This window comes from Nonomuraea terrae, from assembly GCF_004348995.1.
GTDB lineage: Bacteria > Actinomycetota > Actinomycetes > Streptosporangiales > Streptosporangiaceae > Nonomuraea > Nonomuraea terrae.
Genome location: NZ_SMKQ01000076.1, coordinates 1 through 22,922 on the forward strand (window position 1 = coordinate 1; position 22,922 = coordinate 22,922).

17 protein-coding genes are annotated in these 22,922 nt (G+C 70.6%); 6 read left to right on the forward strand and 11 right to left on the reverse strand.

Annotated features, from left to right (window positions below):
• The coding region (locus E1286_RS48035) for a GNAT family N-acetyltransferase (RefSeq protein WP_165969871.1) at positions 1 to 536 on the reverse strand (536 nt) is incomplete at its 3' end.
• Positions 533 to 1,963 carry an adenylosuccinate lyase gene (purB, locus tag E1286_RS23475; RefSeq protein WP_132615599.1) on the reverse strand — a complete coding sequence of 477 codons (1,431 nt, stop codon included), beginning with the start codon at positions 1,961 to 1,963 and terminating at the stop codon, positions 533 to 535. The genes E1286_RS48035 and purB, both read right to left, overlap by 4 nt.
• A 133-nt stretch (positions 1,964 to 2,096) precedes the next feature.
• Between purB and E1286_RS23480 the strand changes: the two genes are divergently transcribed.
• The 3 genes from E1286_RS23480 to E1286_RS48040 all read left to right on the forward strand — a co-directional run bounded on the left by E1286_RS23480 (position 2,097) and on the right by E1286_RS48040 (position 3,876).
• Positions 2,097 to 2,282, forward strand: coding sequence for a DUF4236 domain-containing protein (locus E1286_RS23480; RefSeq protein ID WP_111180310.1), 186 nt, complete (start codon positions 2,097 to 2,099; stop codon positions 2,280 to 2,282).
• A 93-nt stretch (positions 2,283 to 2,375) separates the two neighbouring features.
• On the forward strand, positions 2,376 to 3,329 hold the full coding sequence (locus E1286_RS23485; protein WP_132615600.1) for an aldo/keto reductase: 954 nt from the start codon (positions 2,376 to 2,378) through the stop codon (positions 3,327 to 3,329).
• Between the two features lie 385 nt (positions 3,330 to 3,714).
• A complete protein-coding gene (locus tag E1286_RS48040) occupies positions 3,715 to 3,876 on the forward strand; it encodes a hypothetical protein (protein WP_165969872.1) in 162 nt (53 codons plus the stop codon).
• A gap of 441 nt (positions 3,877 to 4,317) precedes the next feature.
• Here E1286_RS48040 and E1286_RS23490 read toward each other — a convergent pair whose 3' ends face one another.
• Both E1286_RS23490 and E1286_RS23495 read right to left on the reverse strand, forming a co-directional pair.
• Positions 4,318 to 5,118: a phosphotransferase enzyme family protein gene (locus E1286_RS23490; protein ID WP_165969873.1), complete on the reverse strand. Its 801-nt coding sequence runs from the start codon at positions 5,116 to 5,118 to the stop codon at positions 4,318 to 4,320.
• A 324-nt stretch (positions 5,119 to 5,442) separates the two neighbouring features.
• Entirely contained in the window at positions 5,443 to 5,733 is a 291-nt protein-coding gene (locus E1286_RS23495) for a hypothetical protein (protein WP_132615602.1), read from the reverse strand.
• Positions 5,734 to 5,899: 166 nt separating this feature from the next.
• On the opposite strand from E1286_RS23495, the gene E1286_RS23500 reads away from it, so the two are divergent.
• On the forward strand, positions 5,900 to 6,802 hold the full coding sequence (locus tag E1286_RS23500) for an aminoglycoside phosphotransferase family protein (protein ID WP_132615603.1): 903 nt from the start codon (positions 5,900 to 5,902) through the stop codon (positions 6,800 to 6,802).
• A gap of 460 nt (positions 6,803 to 7,262) precedes the next feature.
• A complete protein-coding gene (locus tag E1286_RS23505) occupies positions 7,263 to 7,706 on the forward strand; it encodes an SRPBCC domain-containing protein (RefSeq protein ID WP_132615604.1) in 444 nt (147 codons plus the stop codon).
• A 9-nt stretch (positions 7,707 to 7,715) separates the two neighbouring features.
• Here E1286_RS23505 and E1286_RS23510 read toward each other — a convergent pair whose 3' ends face one another.
• The 6 genes from E1286_RS23510 to E1286_RS23535 form a co-directional block, all read right to left on the reverse strand.
• On the reverse strand, positions 7,716 to 9,389 hold the full coding sequence (locus E1286_RS23510; RefSeq protein WP_132615605.1) for an amylo-alpha-1,6-glucosidase: 1,674 nt from the start codon (positions 9,387 to 9,389) through the stop codon (positions 7,716 to 7,718).
• Positions 9,390 to 9,534: 145 nt separating this feature from the next.
• Positions 9,535 to 11,466, reverse strand: a complete 1,932-nt coding sequence (locus E1286_RS23515) for a glycoside hydrolase family 127 protein (protein ID WP_132615606.1) — start codon at positions 11,464 to 11,466, stop codon at positions 9,535 to 9,537.
• 19 nt (positions 11,467 to 11,485) lie between these two features.
• Positions 11,486 to 12,292, reverse strand: a complete 807-nt coding sequence (locus tag E1286_RS23520; protein WP_132615607.1) for a carbohydrate ABC transporter permease — start codon at positions 12,290 to 12,292, stop codon at positions 11,486 to 11,488.
• The gene (locus E1286_RS23525) at positions 12,289 to 13,233 is read right to left on the reverse strand and encodes a carbohydrate ABC transporter permease (protein ID WP_132615608.1); all 945 of its coding nucleotides are present in this window, start codon (positions 13,231 to 13,233) and stop codon (positions 12,289 to 12,291) included. Before E1286_RS23525 ends, E1286_RS23520 begins: the two co-directional genes overlap by 4 nt.
• Before the next feature lie 4 nt (positions 13,234 to 13,237).
• On the reverse strand, positions 13,238 to 14,506 hold the full coding sequence (locus E1286_RS23530) for a sugar ABC transporter substrate-binding protein (protein ID WP_246075061.1): 1,269 nt from the start codon (positions 14,504 to 14,506) through the stop codon (positions 13,238 to 13,240).
• 64 nt (positions 14,507 to 14,570) lie between these two features.
• The gene (locus E1286_RS23535; protein ID WP_246075062.1) at positions 14,571 to 15,605 is read right to left on the reverse strand and encodes a LacI family DNA-binding transcriptional regulator; all 1,035 of its coding nucleotides are present in this window, start codon (positions 15,603 to 15,605) and stop codon (positions 14,571 to 14,573) included.
• A 347-nt stretch (positions 15,606 to 15,952) separates the two neighbouring features.
• Here E1286_RS23535 and E1286_RS23540 point away from each other — a divergent pair, with 347 nt between their 5' ends.
• The gene (locus E1286_RS23540; protein WP_132615609.1) at positions 15,953 to 19,579 is read left to right on the forward strand and encodes a LamG-like jellyroll fold domain-containing protein; all 3,627 of its coding nucleotides are present in this window, start codon (positions 15,953 to 15,955) and stop codon (positions 19,577 to 19,579) included.
• A gap of 44 nt (positions 19,580 to 19,623) precedes the next feature.
• Here E1286_RS23540 and E1286_RS23545 read toward each other — a convergent pair whose 3' ends face one another.
• Positions 19,624 to 22,872 carry an efflux RND transporter permease subunit gene (locus E1286_RS23545; RefSeq protein WP_132615610.1) on the reverse strand — a complete coding sequence of 1,083 codons (3,249 nt, stop codon included), beginning with the start codon at positions 22,870 to 22,872 and terminating at the stop codon, positions 19,624 to 19,626.
• Positions 22,873 to 22,922: the final 50 nt, after the last annotated feature.

The following is a 22,922-nucleotide window of genomic DNA, read 5'->3' on the forward strand; positions in this document are numbered from 1 at the left end:
CCCGCCAGCAGCCCGACCGTCGGCGCCGACCACGCGTCCGCCGCCACCGCGGCCAGCACCCCCCCCTCCCGCAGCCCCGCCCACCGGCGCACACCCCGGGCCCCCGGCACCGCGTACGACTCCGGCGCGTCCCGCGCCAGCAGCGCGCTCACCTCGGCGTCCGCGTCCGCCAGCCACCCCACGCCGGCGACGGGATCGCCGGCGTACGCGGGCAGGCTCATCCACGAGAACCTTCCGCTCTCCTGCACGTCGTCGAGCTTGGCCGTCACCTCACGCATCAGCTCCAGCTCCCCGAACGGCCTGAACCGCGGCCCCAGCTCGGCCAGCGCGTGCCGTACCAGGCCGACCGCGCACGACGCGTCGCCCCACACCGCCAGACGGTCACGCCGCGACACCTCCCGGCTGCCGGCCACCACCGCCTCGCCCAGCGCCCAGGCCCGCGCGCCGCCGGTCAGGCCCTGCGCCGTCCACATCACCAGGTCGTCGTCCCCGCACGCCGCCCGCAGCTCCGCCTCCTCGCGCAGCTCACGGATCACAGAATCGCCCCCGGCCGGTACGCCGCCGCCTCGGGGAAGGCCGCCACGACGTCCTCCACCTGGCGCACCACCTCCCGCACCTGGTCGGCCGCCGCCCCGGTGAACGACACCCGGTCGGCCAGCAGCGCCTCCAGCCGCCCGCGGTCCAGCGGGAAGCGGGCGTCGCCCGCCAGCAGGTCCAGCAGCTCGTTGGCCGCGCCGCGCGAGCGCATCGCCAGGGCCGCAGCCACCGCGTGCTCCTTGATCAGCTCGTGCGCCTGCTCGCGCCCCACCCCGGCCCGCACCGCCGCCATCAGCATCTTCGTCGTCGCCAGGAACGGCAGGTAGCGGTCGAGCTCGGCGGCGATCACCGCCGGGAAGGCGCCGAACTCGTCCAGCACCGTCAGCATCGTCTCCGCCAGCCCGTCGAAGGCGAAGAACGCATCCGGCAGCGCCACCCGGCGCACCACCGAGCACGACACGTCACCCTCGTTCCACTGGTCGCCGGCCAGCTCACCCACCATGGAGGCGTAGCCGCGCAGCACCACGGCCAGGCCGTTGACGCGCTCGCAGGAGCGGGTGTTCATCTTGTGCGGCATCGCCGAGGAACCGACCTGCCCCTCCTTGAACCCCTCGGTGACCAGCTCGTGCCCGGCCATCAGCCGGATCGTCTTGGCCAGCGACGACGGCGCCGCCGCCAGCTGCACCAGCGCCGTGACCACCTCGAAGTCCAGCGAACGCGGGTAGACCTGCCCGACGCTGGTGAAGCGGTGCTCGAACCCCAGGTGGGCGGCCACCCGCCCCTCCAGCTCGGCCAGCTTGCCGCGATCGCCGCCGAGCAGGTCGAGCATGTCCTGGGCGGTGCCGACCGGGCCCTTGACGCCGCGCAACGGATAGCGGGCGATGAGCTCCTCCAGCCGCCGGTGGGCCACCAGCAGCTCGTCGGCCGCCGTGGCGAACCGCTTGCCCAGCGTCGTGGCCTGCGCAGCCACGTTGTGGGAACGGCCGGCCATGACGGTGGCCTCGTGCTCGGCGGCCAGGCGGGCCAGCCGGGCCAGCAGCGCCACCGCCCGGTCGCGCACCAGCAGCAGGCTGTCGCGCACCTGCAGCTGCTCGACGTTCTCCGTCAGGTCGCGCGAGGTCATGCCCTTGTGCACCTGCTCGTGCCCGGCCAGCGCGTTGAACTCCTCGATCCGCGCCTTGACGTCGTGGCGGGTGACCCGCTCACGGGCGGCGATGGAGTCGAGGTCGACCTGCTCGACGACCTTCTCGTAGTCGGCGACGGCACCCTCGGGTACCGGGATCCCCAGCTCGGCCTGCGCCTTCAGCACCGCCAGCCACAGCCGCCGCTCCGCGACGATCTTGTATTCGGGCGACCACAGGCGGGCCAGCTCCGGCGAGGCGTAGCGGGCGGCCAGGACATCGGGGATACGCGGCTTGGAAGTCACGTCCGACAAGTGTAGGCACCCGACGCCGCGTGTCCGGACGCGACCCGCTTGGCCTTTCCTTGACTCAACCCGATATATCGCGCTCTGGCGGGGTAGACGAAGGGCTCCCGCGAAACGCAATGAGGAGTGCGATATGGGCTTGAGTTACCGCAAGTCGCTCAAGTTCGGCCCGTTCCGGCTGAACCTCTCCCGCGGCGGCGTGGGTCACAGCTGGGGCAACCGGCTGTTCCGGGTGACCCGTACGGCGGACGGTCGCCGTACGCTCTCGGTCAACCTGCCCGGAGGCTTCCACTGGCGCAAGACCGTCGGCCGCCGCTGACCGACCCCACGGGGATACGACATTCACCGTCGTATCCCCATTTTTGCGTTATGCCTAGCCGTTCATGGAAGAAGCCTGGGAAGGGACGACACCATGGACAAGGTACGGCTGGGCCGCACCGAACTCCAGGTAAGCCCCATCTGCTACGGCACCTGGCAGTTCGGCGGCGACTGGGGCAAAGTCGATGAATCCGCGGCCATCGACGCCATCCGCCACGCCCGCGACCGCGGCGTCACCTTCTTCGACACCGCCCAGGGCTACGGCTTCGGCATCGCCGAACGCATCCTCGGCCGCGCACTCGACGGGGACCGCGACAGCGTCGTCATCGCCACCAAAGGCGGCCTGCGCATGGACGGCGACGACCTCGTCCGCGACTCCAGCCCCGCCTGGCTGCGCCAAGGCGTCGAAGCCAGCCTGGAAGCCCTCGGCACCGACCACATCGACCTCTACCAGGTGCACTGGCCCGACCCCGGCACCCCGTTCGCCGACAGCGCCCAAGCCCTGCGGGACCTGGTCACCGAAGGACTGATCCGGCACGTCGGCGTCTCCAACTTCGATGCCGACCAGCTGCGCGCCTTCCCCGGCGTGGAGACCCTCCAGCCGCCCTACCACCTGTTCCACCGCGACATCGAAGCCGACGTGCTGCCGTACACGGCCGAGCACGACCTCGGCGTGCTCGCCTACGGATCCCTCGCACACGGTCTGCTCGGCGGCGGCTTCGACGAGCACACCACCTTCCCCGACGACGACTGGCGCTCCCAGAGCCCCGACTTCACCGGCCCCGGCTTCCTGCGCAACCTCGAGATCGTCGCCGAACTCCGCCGCTACGCCGAACGCCTCGGCGCCACCGTCGGCCAGCTCGCGATCGCGTGGGTGCTCGCCCACCCGGACGTGCACGTCGCCATCGTCGGCGCCCGCAACCCCCATCACCTCGACGACAGCCTCACCGCCGCCGACCTCACCCTCGGCCAGGACGACCTCGCCGAGATCAACCGCATCATGTCCGGCGCCGCCCCCGTCTCCGGCCCCACCCCCGAAGGCATGTGAGCTGTCAGACGGCCATCCTGAGCAACCGACCGACGTGCCGCCATCTGGGGTCGCGCGGCGGATGTCGGCGTTCTCCAGGGCGATGCCTTCGAGGGCGGCGCCCATGTCGGCGGGGCTGATGTCGGTGCGAATCACTCCGCAGGGTGGTGATGGCGGCCCGTGAACACGTCCCGGCTGTCGCCGTTGGGGTTGATTCTCGCCCCGGCGATGGGCACGACGCGCCGGCCATGCCGAACTTGGCGATGACGTCGTCCATGAAAGGCGTGGTTGTCAGTCCGTCGACTTTACATTGTAGATTTCCTAACATCTGCCCGGTGGAGGTGTCCGGACCCTTGCCGGCGAGGGCAACGCCCCCTTGCCGTGTGGCGCCGCCGAACTGCTCGCCATGGCGGAGGAGCTACGCCCCCACGACATCGAGCACGACATCGAGCTGGAGTCGCTGCGCGGCCCGTTGCAGGGCGTCTACAGGCCGTCGGGGCACGGGGCGGCGTTGCTCGCCTTTGGCCGCGATCACGCGACGACGCGGACGGCGCGCCGCAGCCGGTGACCGTTGGGATCTCGACGCCGGCGGCGATGTCGGCGTAGCCGGACTCGCGCCCAGGGTCGCAGCGCGGCCGGATCATCACGTCGGCGACGTCGAGCTCGGCCTGCGTGAAGCCCATCGCGTCGCGTCGTGAGGTCCGCCGGGATGTCTGCCGCCGGTTCACAGAAGGTTGCCGTTCTCGTCCAGGAACGCCGCGCGCCGCGTCGTCCGGGGCGGAGCCGGTGGCCAGGTCCCGGACGGCGGTAATGGCCGCCTCCGCGCCGTCGCAGAGCTCGGTGACGGCCTGGGCGCGATCGGTGGTGAACCTGATCTGCTGCGTCGGGACGCCGACCGCGCGATGGCGCTGACTTGGCGGACCTGCCTGCTCAGCGAGGAACTCGAACACCCGCCGGCGGAATGAGCCGACCCAGAACCGTGATCCGGCGTCGATCGACGCATCGGGCCTCAGCGATCGCAAAAAGGTCGGGAGAGCGCGAGATCGGCGTCCACTCGGCGCAACCCGTCGAAACCCCAGGTGTTGACGCCCTCCAGGTCGACCTCGTTGTAGATGCGAACTGCAAGGTCGCGCAGCGAGCGGGCGAGCCGGGCGTACTCGAGGTGGGTGAGGTCGAGTCGCTCCGCGCCGTAGGCGCGCAGGAAGCGCACAGGGTCGGGCCCGCACAAGGCGGCGAACACATCGTGCTCGCGCGGCGCCAGCATCGCGTGACCCCAGTCGAGCAGCGCCGCGATGCGACCGTCGCGGTCAACGAGGACGTTGTGAGGGAACAGGTCGTGGTGGCACACGACGTGGGGCACGTCGATCGCGCGTGCCCGTTCGATCACCGCTTCGAGCCGGTCGACGTTGGCCATGACCTCGTCGCGGCGGTCGACGATCCAAGGGTGATCGTGCCGGTCGCGCAGCACCTCGATGCACCACTCGTCCATATCGGTGCGGGGCAGGACGAGGTCGGTGATCTCGTGCACGGCGTGCATCGCCCGCGCGATCGCGTCAGCGTCGTTCCACGTTCCCTGGCGGCCGTCGAGGAACGGGAACAGCGCGTAGCGCCGGCCTTGGTGCTCGGAGGTGTACGAGCCGTCAAGTGCTCGCTCCGCCGCAGGAACGGGAATGCCCCGAGTTGCCAACTCAGCGGTCAGCGCCAGACCGGCGTCGCTGTCGGGCTGCTGACGCCAAAGTTTCACGAACCAGCGCCCGTCGGTGAACGCATCCGCTTCGAACCCGCCCGGATGCGGCCGCAGCTCGCCCACCTCGACACCGAAGGCGTCGCGGACCTGGGTCGTCGTCGGTGGTCGTACTTCGCTCCACATCGACCAGGACGCTACCGCTGCCGAGGGCAGCCGGTCGACGTCTTTTTGCGAGCACCGGCTCGACGTGGCCGGCCCGCCGGTGTTGAAGGCCCGGCCCCGCCGCGCGCAGCCCCGCCACGTACGCGCACGCCTCGACGTGTAAGTCCTGGTCCTCATCCACCACCCACCACACCGACTCGTCGACCGCCACCGCCCGCTCAGGCCGGTAGTAGCGAGGCAGCACACCTGACATGTCTGACATGGCTTCTCTGAACTACGAAACGATCATGAATGCTGGTTGTCAGGCCGTTGCCTGCGCGTCCCGAAGCGGGGCTCTCCTAAGAGAGGTGAGGTCTGGGCCAGGTCGCGATAGGTGGGCATGCCCAGATCGACGGCGGCGTCGCGGCGGGCGATGAGCCCGGCGACGTGGGCGAGTTCGGCTTCGGCGGCGGCGAGGCTGACGTGGAGCCCTTCGGCTTCGCCGGTCCGGCCGTCGCGTTCGGCTTCGGTGATGCGGGCGAGCGGGTTGTCGCAGATCTCCTGGAGCCGACGCTGCTGGGCAGGGTCGATGCGCAAGAGTGGGCACCGAATGCAGGATTTCTCTGAACCAATAGGGCCGTTCGTCCCAAAGCCTCCGATCTGCAACTTTCGGAACCCGAATCGGTGATGCCAGAGGAATCACCGCGAGATGCTCCGGAGAGCGAGAGCCGCTCCTCCCGCCGCCTCAGTACTGTGACTTCGCATGACCGACACCGAGCTTGAGATCACCGCAGACCTGGTCCGCGACCTGCTGCAGGAGCAACATCCAGATCTTGCAGGGCTGGCCATCCGCGAGGTAGCGGGCGGCTGGGGCAACCAAATGTGGCGCCTCGGGGACGAGTTGGCCGTGCGCATGCAGCGCATGGACCCCACCTCGGAGCTACAGCTCAAGGAGCGGCGGTGGTTGCCTGTGCTGGCCCCGCGCCTGCCGCTCCCGGTGCCGACCCCGGTGCGGTTCGGCGAACCGTCCGAGCGCTTCCCCAAGCACTGGACCGTGATGACGTGGGTTCCCGGCGAGCCGCTGGACCACGGCTCGATCAGCCGCGGCGCCCACGCGGCCGACACGCTGGCGGGCTTCCTCAGGGCGCTCCATGTGGAGGCGCCCGCCGAGGCCCCGGCCAGTTCGGGCCTCGGCGCTCACCCCAAGAGGTGCACGGGCGGCTTCGAGCAGTTCTTGCAGGCCATTGACCCCGACGCCGTCGGCGATGTCCGCGCCGTCCGGGCTGTCTGGGCCGATGCCGTCGCGGCCCCCGAGTGGGAGGGCCCGTCGGTGTGGGTGCACGGTGACCTCCATCCCGCGAATGTCGTCGTCTCGGACGGGACGCTCTCGGGCGTGATCGATTTCGGTGCCTTGTTCGCCGGCGATCCGGCGTGGGACCTCGGCGCCGCGTGGGTGCTGCTCCCCGAGGGCACGGCCGCACGGTTCTTCGACGCGTACGCGCACGCGGACGAGGCGGCGATCAGGCGCGCCCGCGGGCTGGCCGCCATGAAGAGCCTCTTCCTGATGCTCATGGGGCAGAACGGAGATCGGGGCCTCCCCGGCGGCAAGCCGAACTGGGGACCTGCAGGCCGGGCGGCACTTGATCGTGTTCTGAAGGGCGTTTGATGCAGTCAGCCCGTCTTGTCCCGGTTCTCAGCTTCCCGAACGACGAACTGGCCGATCGGTGGCATGCCGATGAACACCGGCGAGTCCTTTCGTCGCTCCCTGGCGTCCATCTGGCTGATCTTGTCATGAAGAATTCCACGATGACGCCCTTGGACCCGTCTCCTCGCCATGATCCGCTCGGGTTGACATAGACGGTGCCGGAGAGCTGGCCGCCCTCGATGCCCTCGACCGTGACGGACTCGTAGTAGCGTGCGATTTCGGCGTCGGGCAGTTTCGTGACCAGAGCCAGATGCACCAGATAGTCGCACGGTAGCCACGTGACCTGGAACCCCCGCCGCTCCCCCGGTGACCTGGCGATTCTCCGCCCTCTCGTTCCCCCTGTTCCAAGATCTTTCCTCTAGGTAGGGTGTAGTCCGCCATCCATGGCCATCGACACCCCCGACGACCCCCGAGGTGAGGCGTGCGCCAGATTCGGACGGAGATCCACATCTCCGCTACTCCCGAGCAGGTATGGGCGATCCTGGTGGACTTCACGGCATATCCAGAGTGGAACCCCCTCACCCCCGGGCTGCGCGGCGAACCGGTGGCCGGAAGCCGCCTGACCCTGCCCACCACCTTCATCCCCGGCAGCTCCGTCACCGTGCCGATGCGCGCGACCGTCGAGGAGGTGACCCCGCCACGGCGACTGGCCTGGCGCAGCAACGTGATCGCGCGGGGCATCGCCAGCTCCCTGCACGCTTTCGAGCTGACCCCCGACGCAGGCGGCACCCACGTACTCCACCGGGAAACCGTCACCGGAGTGATGGCCCCTGTGGTGTGGCCCATCGTGAGCATGTTCGCGCCCCAGTTCGACCAGCTGAACCGGAAACTCAAGGAACGCGCCGAAGCCCTCGCCGCCCACTAGGCCGGCAGATCACCGCCTCGTACGGCGTCGCTCGTGGGCGGCCGCCAGCAGGAGGTACGCGCTGGCCGTCCAGGTGTAGGCGCGATCGCGCAAGCCCTGACCGGTGCGGGCGTCGAAGTTCTCGGCGAATCCCGACTTCTCGCACAGGGCGCGGAAGCGGGCGCTGATCTCGTCGGCCAGGTCCGGATATCCGGCACGGCGCAGCCCGTCCTCGATCAGAACGGTCGAAGGCGCCCAGATGGGACCGCGCCAGTAGCCGTCGTCCTCGTAGTGCGGCGAGTCGGGCAGCTCGGTGGCAGGCCCGAACGCGGTCAGGTGCCGCTCGATCCGGGCGGCCAGCGCCGCGCGGACGGGGTGCGGCAGCTCCTCCCCCAGCACGATCGGCATGAGGTCGAGCAGGCTGGAGCTGGACCAGGTACGCCCCGACAGCGCGCCGCGGGCGATGAAGCGTTCGCCGTCCCACAGTTCGAGGAGGAGCGCGTCACGCATCCGGTCGGCCTGCGCGTTCCACCGGGCGGAGGCGTCCGCGTCGGTGGTCAGGCGGGCGAGTTCGCGCATCTGGAGGACGAGGAAGGCGGCCAGGTCGGCGGTCTCGACGATGCGCTCGGAGTCGAAGGTGGTGGCGTTGTCCCAGCCGCTGTCGTTGCCGTGCTGGTAGTGCGGCAGTTCGCGGCCGGGGACGCGGCGGGCGGTCAGCCAGAAGGCGGTCCAGCGTTCAAGTCGCCGGTAGACGTCCTCCGGCACGGGTGGCGGAGGAAGGTGACGCAGGGCCCACCCATGGATGGGCGGTTTGACGAAGTTGTAGAGGATCTCGGAGTGGGTGATGGAGTCAGGCAGGGCGCCGGCCGCGTCCTGGTGGTCGAAGGGGAGGTGGTACTGGTCCCATGCCAGGCCGGGCAGGCCCGCGGCGACGGCGATGGCGTTGAAGCAGTGGTCCCAGCTCCAGACCTTGTCCATCCAATGCTTCGACATCAGCACCGCGGGTCTGGTGACGAAACCGGCTGGGCGCACGGTGGCCGACCACAGCACGTAGGCGGCCAGCTCGGCGGCGGGTGTGCGGTCGCTGCGCCAGGGCGCGACCGCCGCGGCGAAGGAGTCGAACTCCGCCCGCGCGGCCTTGACCACCTCGTCGAAGGACTCCGTCGCGGTGTAGGGGGCGCGGGCGGACTCGTACTCCTCGATGGCGACCTCCCAATCGCCGCTCAGGCCGACCCCCCGCTCGGCGCCGCCGAGCGCCTGGGCGCCCAGCGGCTCGGCCTGCCCGCGAAGGAGGGTGATCCGGTAGCGGCGGCCGGTCTGGTAGACGGTGAAGACGTACGAGCCGTCGACGGGGTCCTGGTAGAAGTACGGGCCGCTGAACGGTGTCAGGACCGGGTCGGCGGCCAGCAGGCGGAGGCCGAGGCCACGCCCGCGCACGCGAACCGTGTCGACGTTCTCGTAGGCGAGGTCGATCCGGCCCTCGCCGTGGTTCCAGGTGAGTCGCTGCGGAGCGGCCGTGATCGCGGCGGCGGTCGCCGGGATCAGCTTCAGGACCGGGTGCATTCCGCTCTGGTGAGAGACCAGGTGCACGTCCTGGGCGTAGGTCTTCTCGGCCACCACGGGCGAGAAGCCGAACCACGACCCGTGGTAGCTGAACGGGATCTCCCACGGGGAGAACACCGGGCCTGGGGCGGCGACGGTCATCAAGCGAGGGTCCCTTCTCGAACGTCGAAGGCGCCCACGGTGAGGCGGCGACAGCTGACGCCTCCTCCGGTCATCGTGTACGTGCGGGCGCTGAGCATGTTGACTGCGGTCGCGGCGATGGTGACCGAGATGCCGGGCAGGGGCGTCACTCTCCCGGAACGCCACCTTCGAGGGGCACTGCTCTCTGCTCAGGTGACACGGGAAGGAAGATCCGCATGCCCGACGGCCCGCGCCGCGCCCACTCGTGGTACGGCCGCAGCGGCACGTCGAACCACTCCCCGCCCCCGGCGGGATCGGCCGGCCCGGCCGGATAGGGCCACGACGGGTCGGCGAGGGGCAGTGTCCGGCCACGGACCAGGGCACCATCGGGAACCGCCCGGGGAACGGACCGGGGATCGACGACCAGGGAGTCGAAGCCGCCGGGATCGGGCAGGTCGCGGGACTCCACGCACAGCACCTCGGGCCCACGCTCCACCGCCACGCATCCGCGCACGGCGTCGATGCGCGGATCGGGCCAGGTGAAGCGCGGCTCGACCGGCAGGTGGAGGACGATCTCGTCGCCGGCGCGAAAGGCACGCCGCACCCGCGCCAGACCGGGTTCGACCGGGCGGGTCAGCCCGCTCTCGGTCAGCGTGGCCCCGGCGGCCCAGGCGGGGACACGCAGGGCGAGCGTCCAGGGCGCGGGCGCGTCGGCCACGATCCGCACGCGGACGGCACCGCTCGCCGGATAGTCGGTCTCGACGTCCACGGCCGCCGGCCGGCCGCCCGGCAGTTCGGCGCGGATCTCGCAAGGGGCGTACTGGTGGATCTGCAGGCCATCGTCGTCGGTGGTGGCGAGGTAACCGTGCAGGCCGGCGAGCGTGCGGGCGACGTTCGTGGGGCAGCAGGAGACGTCGAACCAGGCGGCCCGCACGCCGGCCTCCGCCCGCGGGCTCACCTCGTCCGGTCCGGCGGGCCTGCCGGGAACCCGCTGGTGGAGGGAGTTGGCGTAGAAGAACGCCCGGCCGTCGGCGCTCGGAGAGGTCGCGATGACGTTGTAGAGCGTGCGCTCGATGAGGTCGGTGTAGCGGACGTCGCCGGTGGCCAGGTGCAGCCGCCAGGAGACCATGATCGAGGCGACCCCGGCGCAGGTCTCGCAGTAGGCCCGGTCCGGGGGCAGCTCCCAGTCCTCGCCGAATCCCTCGTCCTGGTGGCGCGAGCCCATGCCGCCCGTGAGGTAGGTGCGGCGGGCGACCGAGCGTTCCCACTGCCGTTCCACGGCGCGCAGCAGCTCGTCGTCACCGCGTTCGACCGCGACGTCGACCGCGGCGGCGGCGAGGTAGAGCGCGCGCACGGCGTGGCCGCGCCACACCGGGGCTTCGCGGACCGGGACGTCGTCCTGGAAGTACGCGCGCCCCAGGGGGATGTCGCGCAGCGTTCCGTGGCCGCGGCGGTCGAGGAACAGGCGAGCCTGCTCGACGTACCGCTCCTCCGCCAGCGCGCGGCCGAACTCGGCCAGGCCGACCTCGATCTCCGGGTGCCCGCAGATCCCGGCCAGCCCGTCGGGACCGAACACGCGGCACACGTGGTCGGCGGCCCGTCGCGCGACCCGCACCAGGTCATCCTCGCCGCGGGTGCGCAGCCGGGCCACGGCGGCCTGGAGCAGGTGGCCGGTGTTGTAGAGCTCGTGGCCCATCTCCAGGTCGCTGTAGCGCGGCGGCTGCCCGGCGTGCCCGAAGCAGGTGTTGAGGTATCCGTCCGGGTCCTGGGCTCGGGCGACGCGGGCGGTGAGCCGCTTGATCGCCGCCTCCGCCTCCGGGTCGCCGCTCCTCGCGCTCTCCCAGGCCAGGGCCTCCAGCAGCTTGTAGACCTCCGAGTCGGAGAACGACCAGCCGGGACGGTCGGGCCCGGTGGTCCCGTCGGCGACCCGGTCGAAGTTGGCCAGCCAGCCGAGGCGCTCCATCCACGACTCGCAGTGGGCGAGCGTCGCCGTGGCGTTCACGGCCTGGCGGCTCCCCCAGAACCCGCCGGTGAGCGAGACCTGCGCGAGCCCGAGGGGGCGTGCCCGGCCGTGGGACGGCAGCACGGGGCTGGTCATATGGCGAAAACCCTTTCTGTCAGTCCTTGACGGCGCCCGCGGTGACCCCTGCGGCGATGTAGCGCTGCGCGAGGACGAGCAGGAAGGCCGCGGGCAGTGACGCGACCACGGCGGTCGCCATGATCGAGTTCCATTGCGTGGTGTTGTTGCCGATGTAGCGGAAGATGCCGAGCGTGATCGGGATGACGTCGCTGTTGCGGTTGAGGGTCGAGGCGAAGATGAAGTCCGACCACGCCCACAGGAAGGCGAAGAGCGAGACCGTGATCACGGAGTTGCGGCTGAGCGGGAGCACGATCGACCGGAACGTCCGCCAGGTGCTCGCCCCGTCGATCTGCGCCGCGGCCATGACCTCCCCGGGGATGCCCGCCATGAATGCCCGGAACAGCAGCACCGCGAACGGCACGGCCAGCGTCGAGTCGGCCACGATCAGGCCCGCGACCGTGTTGAGCAGCCCGAGCCTGATGTAGATCGCGTAGAAGCCCATGGCCATGACGACGGCGGGGATCATCTGCGCGACCAGCAGCAGGAAGTCGATCGCCCGTGCCCCGCGCGGGCGCAGCCTGGCCAGGGCGAACCCGGCCGGCAGCGACACGACGAGCGTGAGCGCGACGGTGCCCAGGCCGATGAAGAGGCTGGTGGCCAGGGCGGGCAGCTGCTGGCCGAGCGCGGCGGCGTAGCCCTCGAACGTCGGGTCCCAGGGGAACCAGTGGGGCGGGTCGGCCCGCATGTCGCTCGTCTTGGTGAGCGAGACGTTGACCATCCAGTAGACGGGGAAGAGCATCACGCCCACCAGGACGATGCCCACCGCGGTCTTCCATGCTCTCATCCGGCCTCCTCCCTTCTCTGCAGGCGCACGTGGGCGAGCCCGGCGACGAAGGCGATGAGGATGAGCAGGTTGCCGACGGCCGCCGCCGGGGAGAAGTCGGGCTGGCCGGTGCCGAACGCCTCGCGGTACGACCAGATGGCCAGCGTCGTGGAGGCGTCCGCCGGGCCGCCCCTGGTCATGATCCAGATGATGTCGACGACCTTGAGCGTGTAGATCAGCCCGAGCAGCAACGTGATCAACGACACCGGCCGCAGCAGCGGGAGCGTGATGCGCCGGAAGCGCTGCCAGGCGCCGGCCCCGTCCAGACCGGCGGCCTCGTACAGCTCGGCGGGGATGTTCTGCAGCCCGGCGTACAGGATGACCAGGTTGAACGGGACGCCGAGCCAGACGTTGGCGATGGTGACGGCCAGCAGCGAGGTGTCCGGCGACGTCAGCCAGTTGATCTGGCCGATGCCGAACGCCTGGAGCGCCGCGTTGACGATGCCGTTCTCGCTGTTGAGCATCCACGACCAGGTGGACGCCGACACGATCAGCGGCAGCAACCACGGCACGAGGAACATCGCCCGCAGCGTCGCCGCGAGGCGGAAGTGGCGGTGGAAGAAGACCGCGAGGGCCAGCCCGATGGCGTACTGCGCGGCGATGGACGCCAGCGTGAACACGGCCGTGCTGCGCAGCGCCCGCAGGAAGGTGCCGTCGGCGAGGATGTCCCGGTAGTTCTCCAGGCCGGTGAACTCCGGATCGCCCTGCACGAAGGCGCGCGGCGTGTAGTCGTGCACGCTGAGCTCGATGTTGCGATAGAGCGGATAGGCGTAGAAGACGAGCAGGTAGACGATGAGCGGGGCGAGGAAGGCGACGGCCGTCCACCGCCGGGCCCGGTTGCGCGGGGCAGCCGGGCGCGTCTCTCGTCTCACCGCGACCGTCTCGGTGCGAAGCGAGGTCATCGGATCAGTCGCCGGTCGCCTGCTTCGCCTGTGCCTGCGCCTGCTTGAGCGCGTCGGCCGGGCTCGCCGCGCCGCTCAGCGCCTTCTGCACCGCGGTCCACAGCGCCTCGGAGATCGGCGGGTAGTCGGTGCCGAGGTTGTCGCTGGTGCGTCCCTTGGCCGAGCGCACCGCGTCCACCCACGGCTGAAGGGAGGGCTCCTTGGCGAGGATCTGCTCCTGCCCTTCGGCGGTGGACGGGATGTAGTAGGCGAACGTGGTGCCGGTCTCCACGAGCCCCTCGGGCGTCGTCATGCACTCGAGGATCTTCTTGGTGGCGGCGTACCGGGCGGTGTCCTGCTGCACCGGGACGGTGATGAACTCGCCGCCCGTGGGCGTGGCGGCGGCGCCGCCGTCCTTGCCGGGGATCTGGACGACGCCGGTGGGGAAGTCCGCCTGCGCGGCGCTGTTGATCTGCCAGGTGCCGTTCTCGGCGAAGGCGAACTCGCCGGTCAGGAACTCCTCCCAGGTGGTGTTCTGGGAGTTGCTGATGACGGAGTTGGGGGCGATGCCGCTCTTGACCCACTCGGTCCACAGCGTCAGCGCCTCGACGGCCTGGGGTGAGTCGAGCTGGGTGAGCTGCGCGCCGGCGCCCCAGAACCACGGCAGGAACTGGAACGAGCCCTCCTCGGTGCCGATGGCCGCGAAGGTGATCGGCTTGGCGCCCGCGGCCTTCACCTTCTCCAGGGCCGCGCCGAGGGAGGCCCAGTCCTTGATCGAGGCCGGGTCGACGCCGGCCTCGTCCAGGATCTTCTTGTTGTAGTAGAGGGCGAGGGTGTTCGCGCCGATGGGGATGCCGTACGTCTTGCCGTCCAGCTCGCCGGCGGCGATGAGGTTCTTGTCGAACCTGGAGGTGTCGAGGCCGAAGTCGGCCATCGGGGCCAGCATCCCGGCGTCCGCCAGCGTCGAGACGGCCGGGTTGTCGAGGAGGATGACGTCCGGAGCGTTGCCCTCCTGTCCCGCGAGCAGGGCCTGGTTCGTCAGCGCGGTCGTGTCGTACGCGGTGCGTTCGATGGTGACGCCGGCCTGTCGCCCGCACGAGTCGACCCGCTTGGCCCACGCGGAGGACGCGTCGTGCTGCGGGTACGGGTCCCACCAGGTGTACGCGCCGCCGGCGGAGGCCGTGCCGGCGCCGGACGTGCCCTGGGGGGCCGACGCGCAGGCGGTGAGGGCGGACAGCGCCAGGACGGCGGTTCCGAAGACCGCCGCCCTCGTGAACACCGACGGACGGTTCACGATTCCTCCAAAGTTAACGCTCACATCGGGAGCGTGCCGGAAGTGTGGGGGTCAGGAGCTGGAGCTAGCGGGTGTGCGGTCTCGGGGGCGCCGTGCTTTCCCGGGAGACCAGTTCGGGCGAGATGAAGCGCACCACGAACGGCTCCGCTCTGGCCTGCGCGGACTCCACGCGGCGCACGAGCTGGCGCACCGCCATGGAACCGAGGCGGTCGGGCGCGCTTTCGATGAACGAATACGACAGGGAGAAGGTGGCGGCGAAGTCGGCGGAGTAGCGGCCGATGACCGACAGGTCTTCGGGCACCCGCAGCCCTCGTGCGTAGGTGACCGAGGGCAGCGCCGCCGCGACCGCCTCGTTGTTGATCAGCAGGCCGGTCGCCGCCGGGTAGGCGTCGAGCAGACCGTTGAGCAGGCGTCCCACGGCGGGTTGCCGGGACTCGCCGTAGACGGCGTGCAGCGTGACGCCGAGCTGACGGGCACGTTCGAGCGCCGCGTCGCGCAGCCGCCACACGTAGGCGCCGCCCCGCTCGACCACGTGCTCCGGGTGGGAGATCAGGATGAGCTCGCGATGCCCGAGCCGGTGGAGGTGGTCCACCATCACCCGCCCGGCCTCCGCGAAGTCGAGGTCGAACACGTCGAGCCCGGAGCAGTCGCCGGGCAGCCCGACCAGGGCGCCCGGCTGCGGCGCGGCGCGCAGGACGGGCAGCCGGGCGTCGTCCTGGGCGACGTTCATGAGCACGACGCCGTCGACCATGCGGGAGTCGGTGACCCGCCGCAGCGCCCGCACCCCGTCGGCCTCCGTGACCAGCAGCGTGTCGTAGCCGAGGTCGCGGGCGGTGTTGGTGACGCCCAGGATGTACTGCATCATCGCGGGCGCGAACTCGTCCTCGTGGAACTGGGCGAGCAGACCGAGGACCTTGGTCTGAGCGGTGGCGAGCGCACGGGCGCCGGCGTTCGGCGTGTACGCGAGCGCCTCGGCGGCGGCCAGCACGCGCTGGCGCACCTCCTCCGAGATGGGCCGCTTGCCCGACAGCGCGTAGGACGCCGTGCTGCGGCTCACCCCGGCCTCCCGGGCCACGTCCCCGATCGTCGCCACACTCACCTCCCGATCATCGAACCGGTTCGACGATTGCGTTGCCATGCTCCCTCGCATCGTTGCCCCGACGTCACCTTCTCCCCCGGACCGAGCAGGCTCCTCTCAACGCGGAGGCATCCTTCGACCACCGGAACGAGCGAACCGGTTCAACGATGTGGCTCGACTGTTGCTCCGCCCGGCACCGGCGGTCAAGAGGGAGCACAACCGGCGATACCGAATCGTGATATGCCGGAAACGCGGAGAGTCGGCCCATTGACGCGCCCAGCGCGGCTACGTAACCTACGCGAAACCCTCGGTTGCGTTGCCACATCGCTCCCTCAGCCTTGTTAGCGCTCACACCAAGGGACATCGCCATGGCATTCCCGAGCATCACCAGGGCCCTGTGCGCCGGCCTCGTACCGGCGGCCGTAGCCCTCTCGTTAACCACCGGGGTCGCCGCCGCGGCCGCCGCGCCCGATCCCGTGCTCGTCTACGCGTTCGACGCCGACGACGTCACGACCGGCTCCATCACCGACTCCTCAGGAAACGGCCTGCACGGCCAGCTGGTCAACGCCGCCACCGCGGAGCTGGTGGACGGCGCGGCGGGCGGCCACGCGCTGAGCCTGCCCGGAGGCGCCCCGACCTCCGACGCCGCCTACGTCAGGCTGCCGCTCGCCGCCGTCAAGGACAAGACCGACCTGACCGTGTCCGCGCGGGTGAAGTGGGACGGCACCACGGCCCCGTGGCAGTGGATCTACGCACTGGGCAAGGACAACGCCCGCTACCTGTTCAGCACGCCGTACAACGGCGACGGCCTGCTGCGCACGGCGGTCACCACCTCGGGCGGCGGCGCCGAGGCCCAGGTCACCGGCTACGCGCCGCTCCCCGCGAACGCCTGGAAGACACTGACCGTCACCCTCGACACGACCGCCCGGCGCGTCACGACCTACCTCGACGGGGCGGCCGTCGCCTCCACCCCCACGACGATCACGGCCGCACAGCTGATCGACGCCTCCACGACGTCCGCCGGATTCATCGGCCGCTCGTTCTACCCCGACCCGCTGTTCGACGGCGCGATCGACGACTTCCGCATCTACGCCGCGGCGCTGACCGCCGAGCAGGTGGCCGAGGTGACCGGCGGCACGCCCCCGGCACCGACCGGCCTGAGCCGGGACACCTTCGACGTGCGGACGACCATCGGCACCGCGCCCGCCCTGCCGCCCGCGGTGCGTGCCACCTACTCCGACGGCTACGACCGCGACCTGCCCGTGGCCTGGTCGCCCGTGGACCCGGAGAGCTACGCCACCGCCGGGACGTTCACCCTCACCGGCACCGCCGCCGGCCGCCCGGTCACCGCCCACGTCACGGTGGTCCGCGAGGGCCAGGTCGTCATCGACCTGGCCAAGGACACCGGCGCCTTCCACGGCGGCGCGTCCGGCACCCTCTACGGCCTCTACGGCCCGGGGGTGCCGACGAACAACCTCATCGAGGGCATGAAGCTGCGCACGGTGTCGACCAAGGCCCAGGACGGCCCGCAGCACCCCGGCGCGGACGCTCTGGAGGTCGTCAAGCCGCTGGCCGACAGCACCGACGGCGACGTGTACATCTACATGACCGACATCCACCGCGGCTTCCCGTACCAGTGGCCGGGAAGCACGCCGCAGGAGAGGCTCGACCTGTACAAGCAGAAGATCGCCAAGCAGGTGGACCAGGTCCTGCAGCTCGACCCGAAATATCGCGACAACATCGTGTTCGTGCCTTTCAATGAGCCCGAGGGCAACATGTTCGGGACCGGCGAGTGGAGCTACAACCGCGTCAGCTGGCTCAACGACCCGCGCGACTACTTCAAGGCGTGGGACGAGGTCTACGCCCTCATCAAGGGCAGGATGCCGGACGCCCGCATCGCCGGCCCCAACACGAGCGTGCTGTACTCCCAGGTCAAGGGCTACCTCGAGCACGTGGTCGAGGCGGACACCGTGCCCGACGTGATGACCTGGCACGAGCTCAGCCATCCCGAGCAGGTGCGTACGAGCGTGAAGCGCTACCGCGAGATGGAGGCCGACGTCTTCGCCGGCACGCGGTACGCGGGCATGAAACTGCCGATCAACGTCAACGAGTACGCCTTCAACTACCACACCTCCGTGCCCGGCCAGATGATCCAGTGGGTGTCGGCCATCGAGGAGTCGAAGGTGGACGCCGACATCGCGTACTGGAACATCGACGGCAACCTGTCGGACTCCGCCGTGCAGGCCAACCGGGGCAACGGCCAGTGGTGGCTGCTGCACGCCTACGGCCAGATGTCCGGCCACACCGTCCAGGTCACGCCGCCGTACCCGGGCCAGAACTACACCCTCCAGGCGGTCGCGACTCTCGATCCCGCCAAGAAGCAGGCCCGCGCCATCTTCGGCGGCGCGAGCGGCGCCGGGCACATCCGCTTCGAGAACGTCCCGGCGAACGTCCTCGGCCCCAAGGTGCACGCCTGGATCCGCGAGATCCCGTGGACGGGGCAGATCGGCGACTCACCACAGCCGGAGATCATCGCCGAGCGCGACGTCACCGTCGAGAACGGCGCCGTGGTCTTCGACTTCGGCGCCGCCGACCTGCCGAGACTGGAGGAATCGTCGGCGTACGAGATCGTCCTGTCCCCCGCCGGGACGGGCACCGTGACGGTGTCCCCGCCGCAGCTGTGGGAGCGGTCGTACGAGGCGGAGGACGCGAAGTACACCGGCGGCGGCTACAGCCGCAACGGACCTGAGGGCTCGCCCTCGGACGTGTCGAAGTTCTACACCTCCGGCCGCTACGACGTCGGAGGGCTGCGCACCGGCTCCGACGGCGTGCTCGACTTCACCGTCGAGGTGCCGAAGAGTGGCCGCTACGACCTGAGCGTCTTCGCCAACTCGCTCAACACCTTCGACGGGGTACGCGAGCAGGGACCGACCAACGTCTTCGTCCGCGTGGACGGGGGCGCGGAGCAGGAGCTGTTCCTGCCCCTCGGCTACAAGTGGGTGGTGTGGGACCACGCCGACACCACCGTGGAGCTCACGGCCGGCAAGCACGTCATCTCCCTGGCCGCGCGCAGCCTCGACGGCGGCAAGGCCACCAAGGGCGACGCGATCGTCGACCGCATCCGCCTGTCGCTGCCGAACCCGGTGGCGGCGACCGCGACGTACGAGGGCGAACTGGCCGAACTGCGCGGAACCCGGGCGGCGTACGACGTCCAGGGCGCCGGGATCTCCGGCTCGGGTGCCGCGGCGGTCTCCCAGGGCGCGTCGGTGACGTTCTGGGTCTATTCAGCCGAGGACGCCGCCGCCGTCCTGGACCTCAAGCTGTTCGGCTCAGGCAAGGCGAAGGTGGCCGTCAACGGCCTGGAGGTGCTGGACGACGCCCGGCGCGGCGACGCCACCGCGACGGTGTCCCTGTCCGGCGGAGTCAACAAGGTCACGGTGACCGGCCGTTCCGCCACGACGCTCGTCGACCGCCTCGACGTGCGCCCCGCTCCCGACGCGCTGCCGGCCACCGTCTACGAGGCGGAGTCGGCCCGGCTCGCGGGCACGGCGAAGGCCGCACCGCTGTCCCTGGCCGGCGGGAAGGCCGCGGTCACCGGGATCGGCGGCCCGCCCGGCAACGCCAACACGCTGACCTTCACCGTGCGGGCGGACGCTCCCGGCACCTACGCGATGCGGGTCCGCTACTCCAACCCCGAGCAGTCGCCCGCCACGCACTACAACCCCGACCCGCTGGCCCGGCACGCCGACATCTCGGTGAACGGCGCCGCCCCGCAGCGCGTGCTGTTCCCCCACACGTTCCACGAGAACAACTTCTGGGAGCTCACCGTCCCGGTGAAGCTGAAGAAGGGAGACAACACGGTCCGGTTCTCCAGCGAGGAACTACCGAACTTCGACGGCGAGACGTACGCGTCGCAGACGTTCCCGGGAGTGCTCCTGCGCTCCCAGTACGCCCCGGTGATCGACAAGATCACGGTGGCGCGCTACAACCGCTGAAGCCGAGTGCCCGGCGGGGAGGAGGCCCCGCCGGGCACCGGCGGTCACACCGGCTGGCCCGCCAGGTTCTGCTTGTCGGGCTCGGCCGGCTTGTTCTGCTCCACGCCGTGCGGCGGGCGGGGGCCGCGGTCACGCTTGCGGGTCACCGCGACGTACAGGGTCGGCACCAGCACCAGGGTCAGGATCGTGGAGGAGATCAGGCCGCCGATCACCACGATCGCCAGCGGCTGCGAGATGAACCCGCCGTGCCCGGTCACGCCCAGCGCCATCGGCGTCAGCGCGCAGATCGTGGCGATCGCCGTCATCAGGATCGGCCGCAGCCGTTGCCGGCCGCCCTCGATCACCGCCTCGATCACGCCCATGCCCTGGTCGCGGTACTGGTTGATGAGGTCGATCAGCACGATCGCGTTCGTCACCACGATGCCGATCAGCATCAGCATGCCGATCAGCGCCGGCACGCCCAGCGCGGTGTCGGTGAGCACCAGCAGCCCGATCGCGCCGGTCGCCGCGAACGGGATCGACACCAGCAGGATCACCGGCTGCACGATGCTGTGGAAGGTCGCCACCATGATGAGGAACACGATCGCGATCGCCGCCAGCATCGCCATGCCGAGGTCCGCGAACGCCTCCTCCTGATCGGCCGACACACCGCCGATCGCGTAGGAGGCACCGGCGCCCAGCGACAGCGCGTCCAGCTTCTCGCGCAGCTGCTGCGTCACCGCGCCCAGGTCGGCGGCGTCCGCCTTGGCCGACACCGTCGCCGAACGTTCACCATCGATCCGCGTCACCTGCGTCGGGCCGTCCACCTGGCGCACGTCCGCCACCGACGACAGCGTCACCAGACCGCCGGCCGTGGGCAGCTTCATGTCCTCGATCGCCTCGAGGTCGTCCGGCGCGTCCGCGCCGCGCAGCACCAGATCGCTCGACCGGCCGTCCAGCGTCATCTGGCCCAGCGGGGCGCCGCGGAAGGCCTGCGCGACCGCCTGGCCGACCTGTGCCTCCGACAGCCCGCGCGCGGCGGCCTTCTGCCGGTCGACCACGACCTCCACCCGCGGCGCGCTGGTCTCCAGGTTGGACGACAGGTCGCGCAGCTCCGGCACGTCCCGCATCGCGGACTCGACCGCGTCGGTGGCCTCGCGCAGCGCCTCGATGTCCGGCGCCTGCACGATCACGTCGATGGTGTCCGCGGCGAACCCGGCGCCGCCGGCCCCGCCCACGGTCACCTCGCCGACCCCCGACAGGTCCTCGACCCGTTCGCGCAGCTCCTGCTCGGCCTGGACGGCGTCGGCGTCCTCCTTGAGCGTCACCGAGAACGACGCCCGGTCGGAGCTGCCGCCGCCCCCGCCCTGCAGGGCGTTGCCGCCGCCGACGTTCACCTGGTACGTCTCGACGCTGTCCAGGTCGGCCAGCACGTCCTCGACCTTCTTGGCGGCCTTGTCGGTGGTCTCCAGATCCGTGCCGACCGGCATGCGCTGCGACAGCGACAACGTGTTCTGCCCGGCGGCGTCCAGGAAGTTGGTCTGCAGGCTGCCCGCGATGCCCATCGTGGCGACGAACACCGCCACCCCGATCAGCACCGTCACCAGCTTGAACCGCGTGGCGAACCGCAGCACCGGCAGGTACGCCCGCTGCAACGGCGAGCGCCGTTCCTTGGCCTCGGCCTCCTCGCGCCGACGCCGCGCCTCCTCCGGCGTCAGCACCGGCGCCTTCAGGAACCAGAACGCCAGCACCGGCACCACCGTCAGCGACACCACCAGCGAGGCCAGCAGCGCCACCGTCACCGTGATCGCGAACGGGCTGAACAGCTCGCCCACCATGCCGCCCACCAGCGCGATCGGCAGGAACACCGCCACCGTCGTCAGCGTCGACGCGGTCACCGCGCCCGACACCTCCCGCACGGCCGTCAGGATCGCCTGCATCTTGGCCTCGCCGTATTCCAGATGCCGTTTGATGTTCTCCAGCACCACGATCGAGTCGTCCACGACGCGGCCCACGGCGATCGTCAGCGCGCCCAGCGTCAACATGTTGAGCGAGTAGTCGCCCGCCCACAACACGATCAGCGCGATCACCACCGACAGCGGGATCGACACCGCCGTCACCAGCGTCGAGCGCACCGACAGCAGGAACACCAGGATGACCAGGACCGCGAACACCAGGCCCAGCACGCCCTCGGTGGTCAGGCTCTCGATCGACTGCTCCACGTACGGCGCCTGGTCGAACACCACCGACACCGCCGTGTCCGAGGAGTCGCCCAGCTCCTTGGTCAGGTCGGGCAGCTTCTCGCGGATGTCATGGGAGATCGCGACCGCGTTGCCGTCGGGCACCATCGTCACCGACACGCCGAGGCTCGTCTTGCCGTCCGTACGGGTGATCGTCGTCGGATCGGCCAGCCCGCGGGTGACCGTCGCGACGTCACCCAGCTTGACCGGCTTCGGGGCCCGCGGCGCGGCCTGCCCCAGCCCGGGCTGCCCCGGCCGGCCCGCCTGCGCCTGACCGGCCTGAGGCTGGCCAGGCTGACCGGTCTGCGGCTGGGCCTGCGGCGGCACGGCCGCCTGCGGGGCCGGCGTCAGGTACAGGTTCTTCAGCTTGCTCAGGGTGTCGACCCGCGCGCCGACCTGCACCGTCAGCGACTTCTCGTCCGAGATCAGCGTGCCCGCCGGCACCGGCGTGCCGTTGGCCCGCAGCACCTCCGGGATCTGCGCCGCCGACACCCCCGCCAGCGCCATCTTCCCCGCGTCCGGCTCGATCGTGACGACCTCGTCGCGGGTGCCCGTGACCGACGCCTCCCGCACGCCCTCCACGCTCTGCAGCTCCGGCACCACGATCTGGCGCAGCTTGTCGGCCATGGCCCGCTCGTCGCCGCCGTCGCCCACCGCCAGCACCATCACCGGGAGGTCGTCGGTGCTGCCCGCCACCACCTGCGGGTCGACCCCGTCCGGCAGCTGCAGCCGGCCGACGGCCTGCTGCATCTCGTTCAGCGCCGCGTCGATGTCGGTGCCGTACTCGAAGGCCACCTGGATCTGAGCCATGCCCTCACGCGAGGTCGAGGTCATCTGCTCCATGCCGTCGAGACCCTGGAAGGAGTCCTCGATAGGCTCGGTGACCTGCTCCTCCACGATCTCGGGCGAGGCCCCGAGATACGGGGCGATCACGAAAGCGCCGGGAAACGACAACGACGGCAGCAACTGCTGCTTCAGCTGCGGGATCGTGAACGCGCCGAACGCGCTGAGCACCACCGCCAACAAGATCACAAGGCTGCGGTTGACCAGGCTCAACCGGGCAAGTGCGGTCATAGGCCCCCTCCAAGGTTCGCCCAAGACTAACACTTCGCCTAATGCGAATA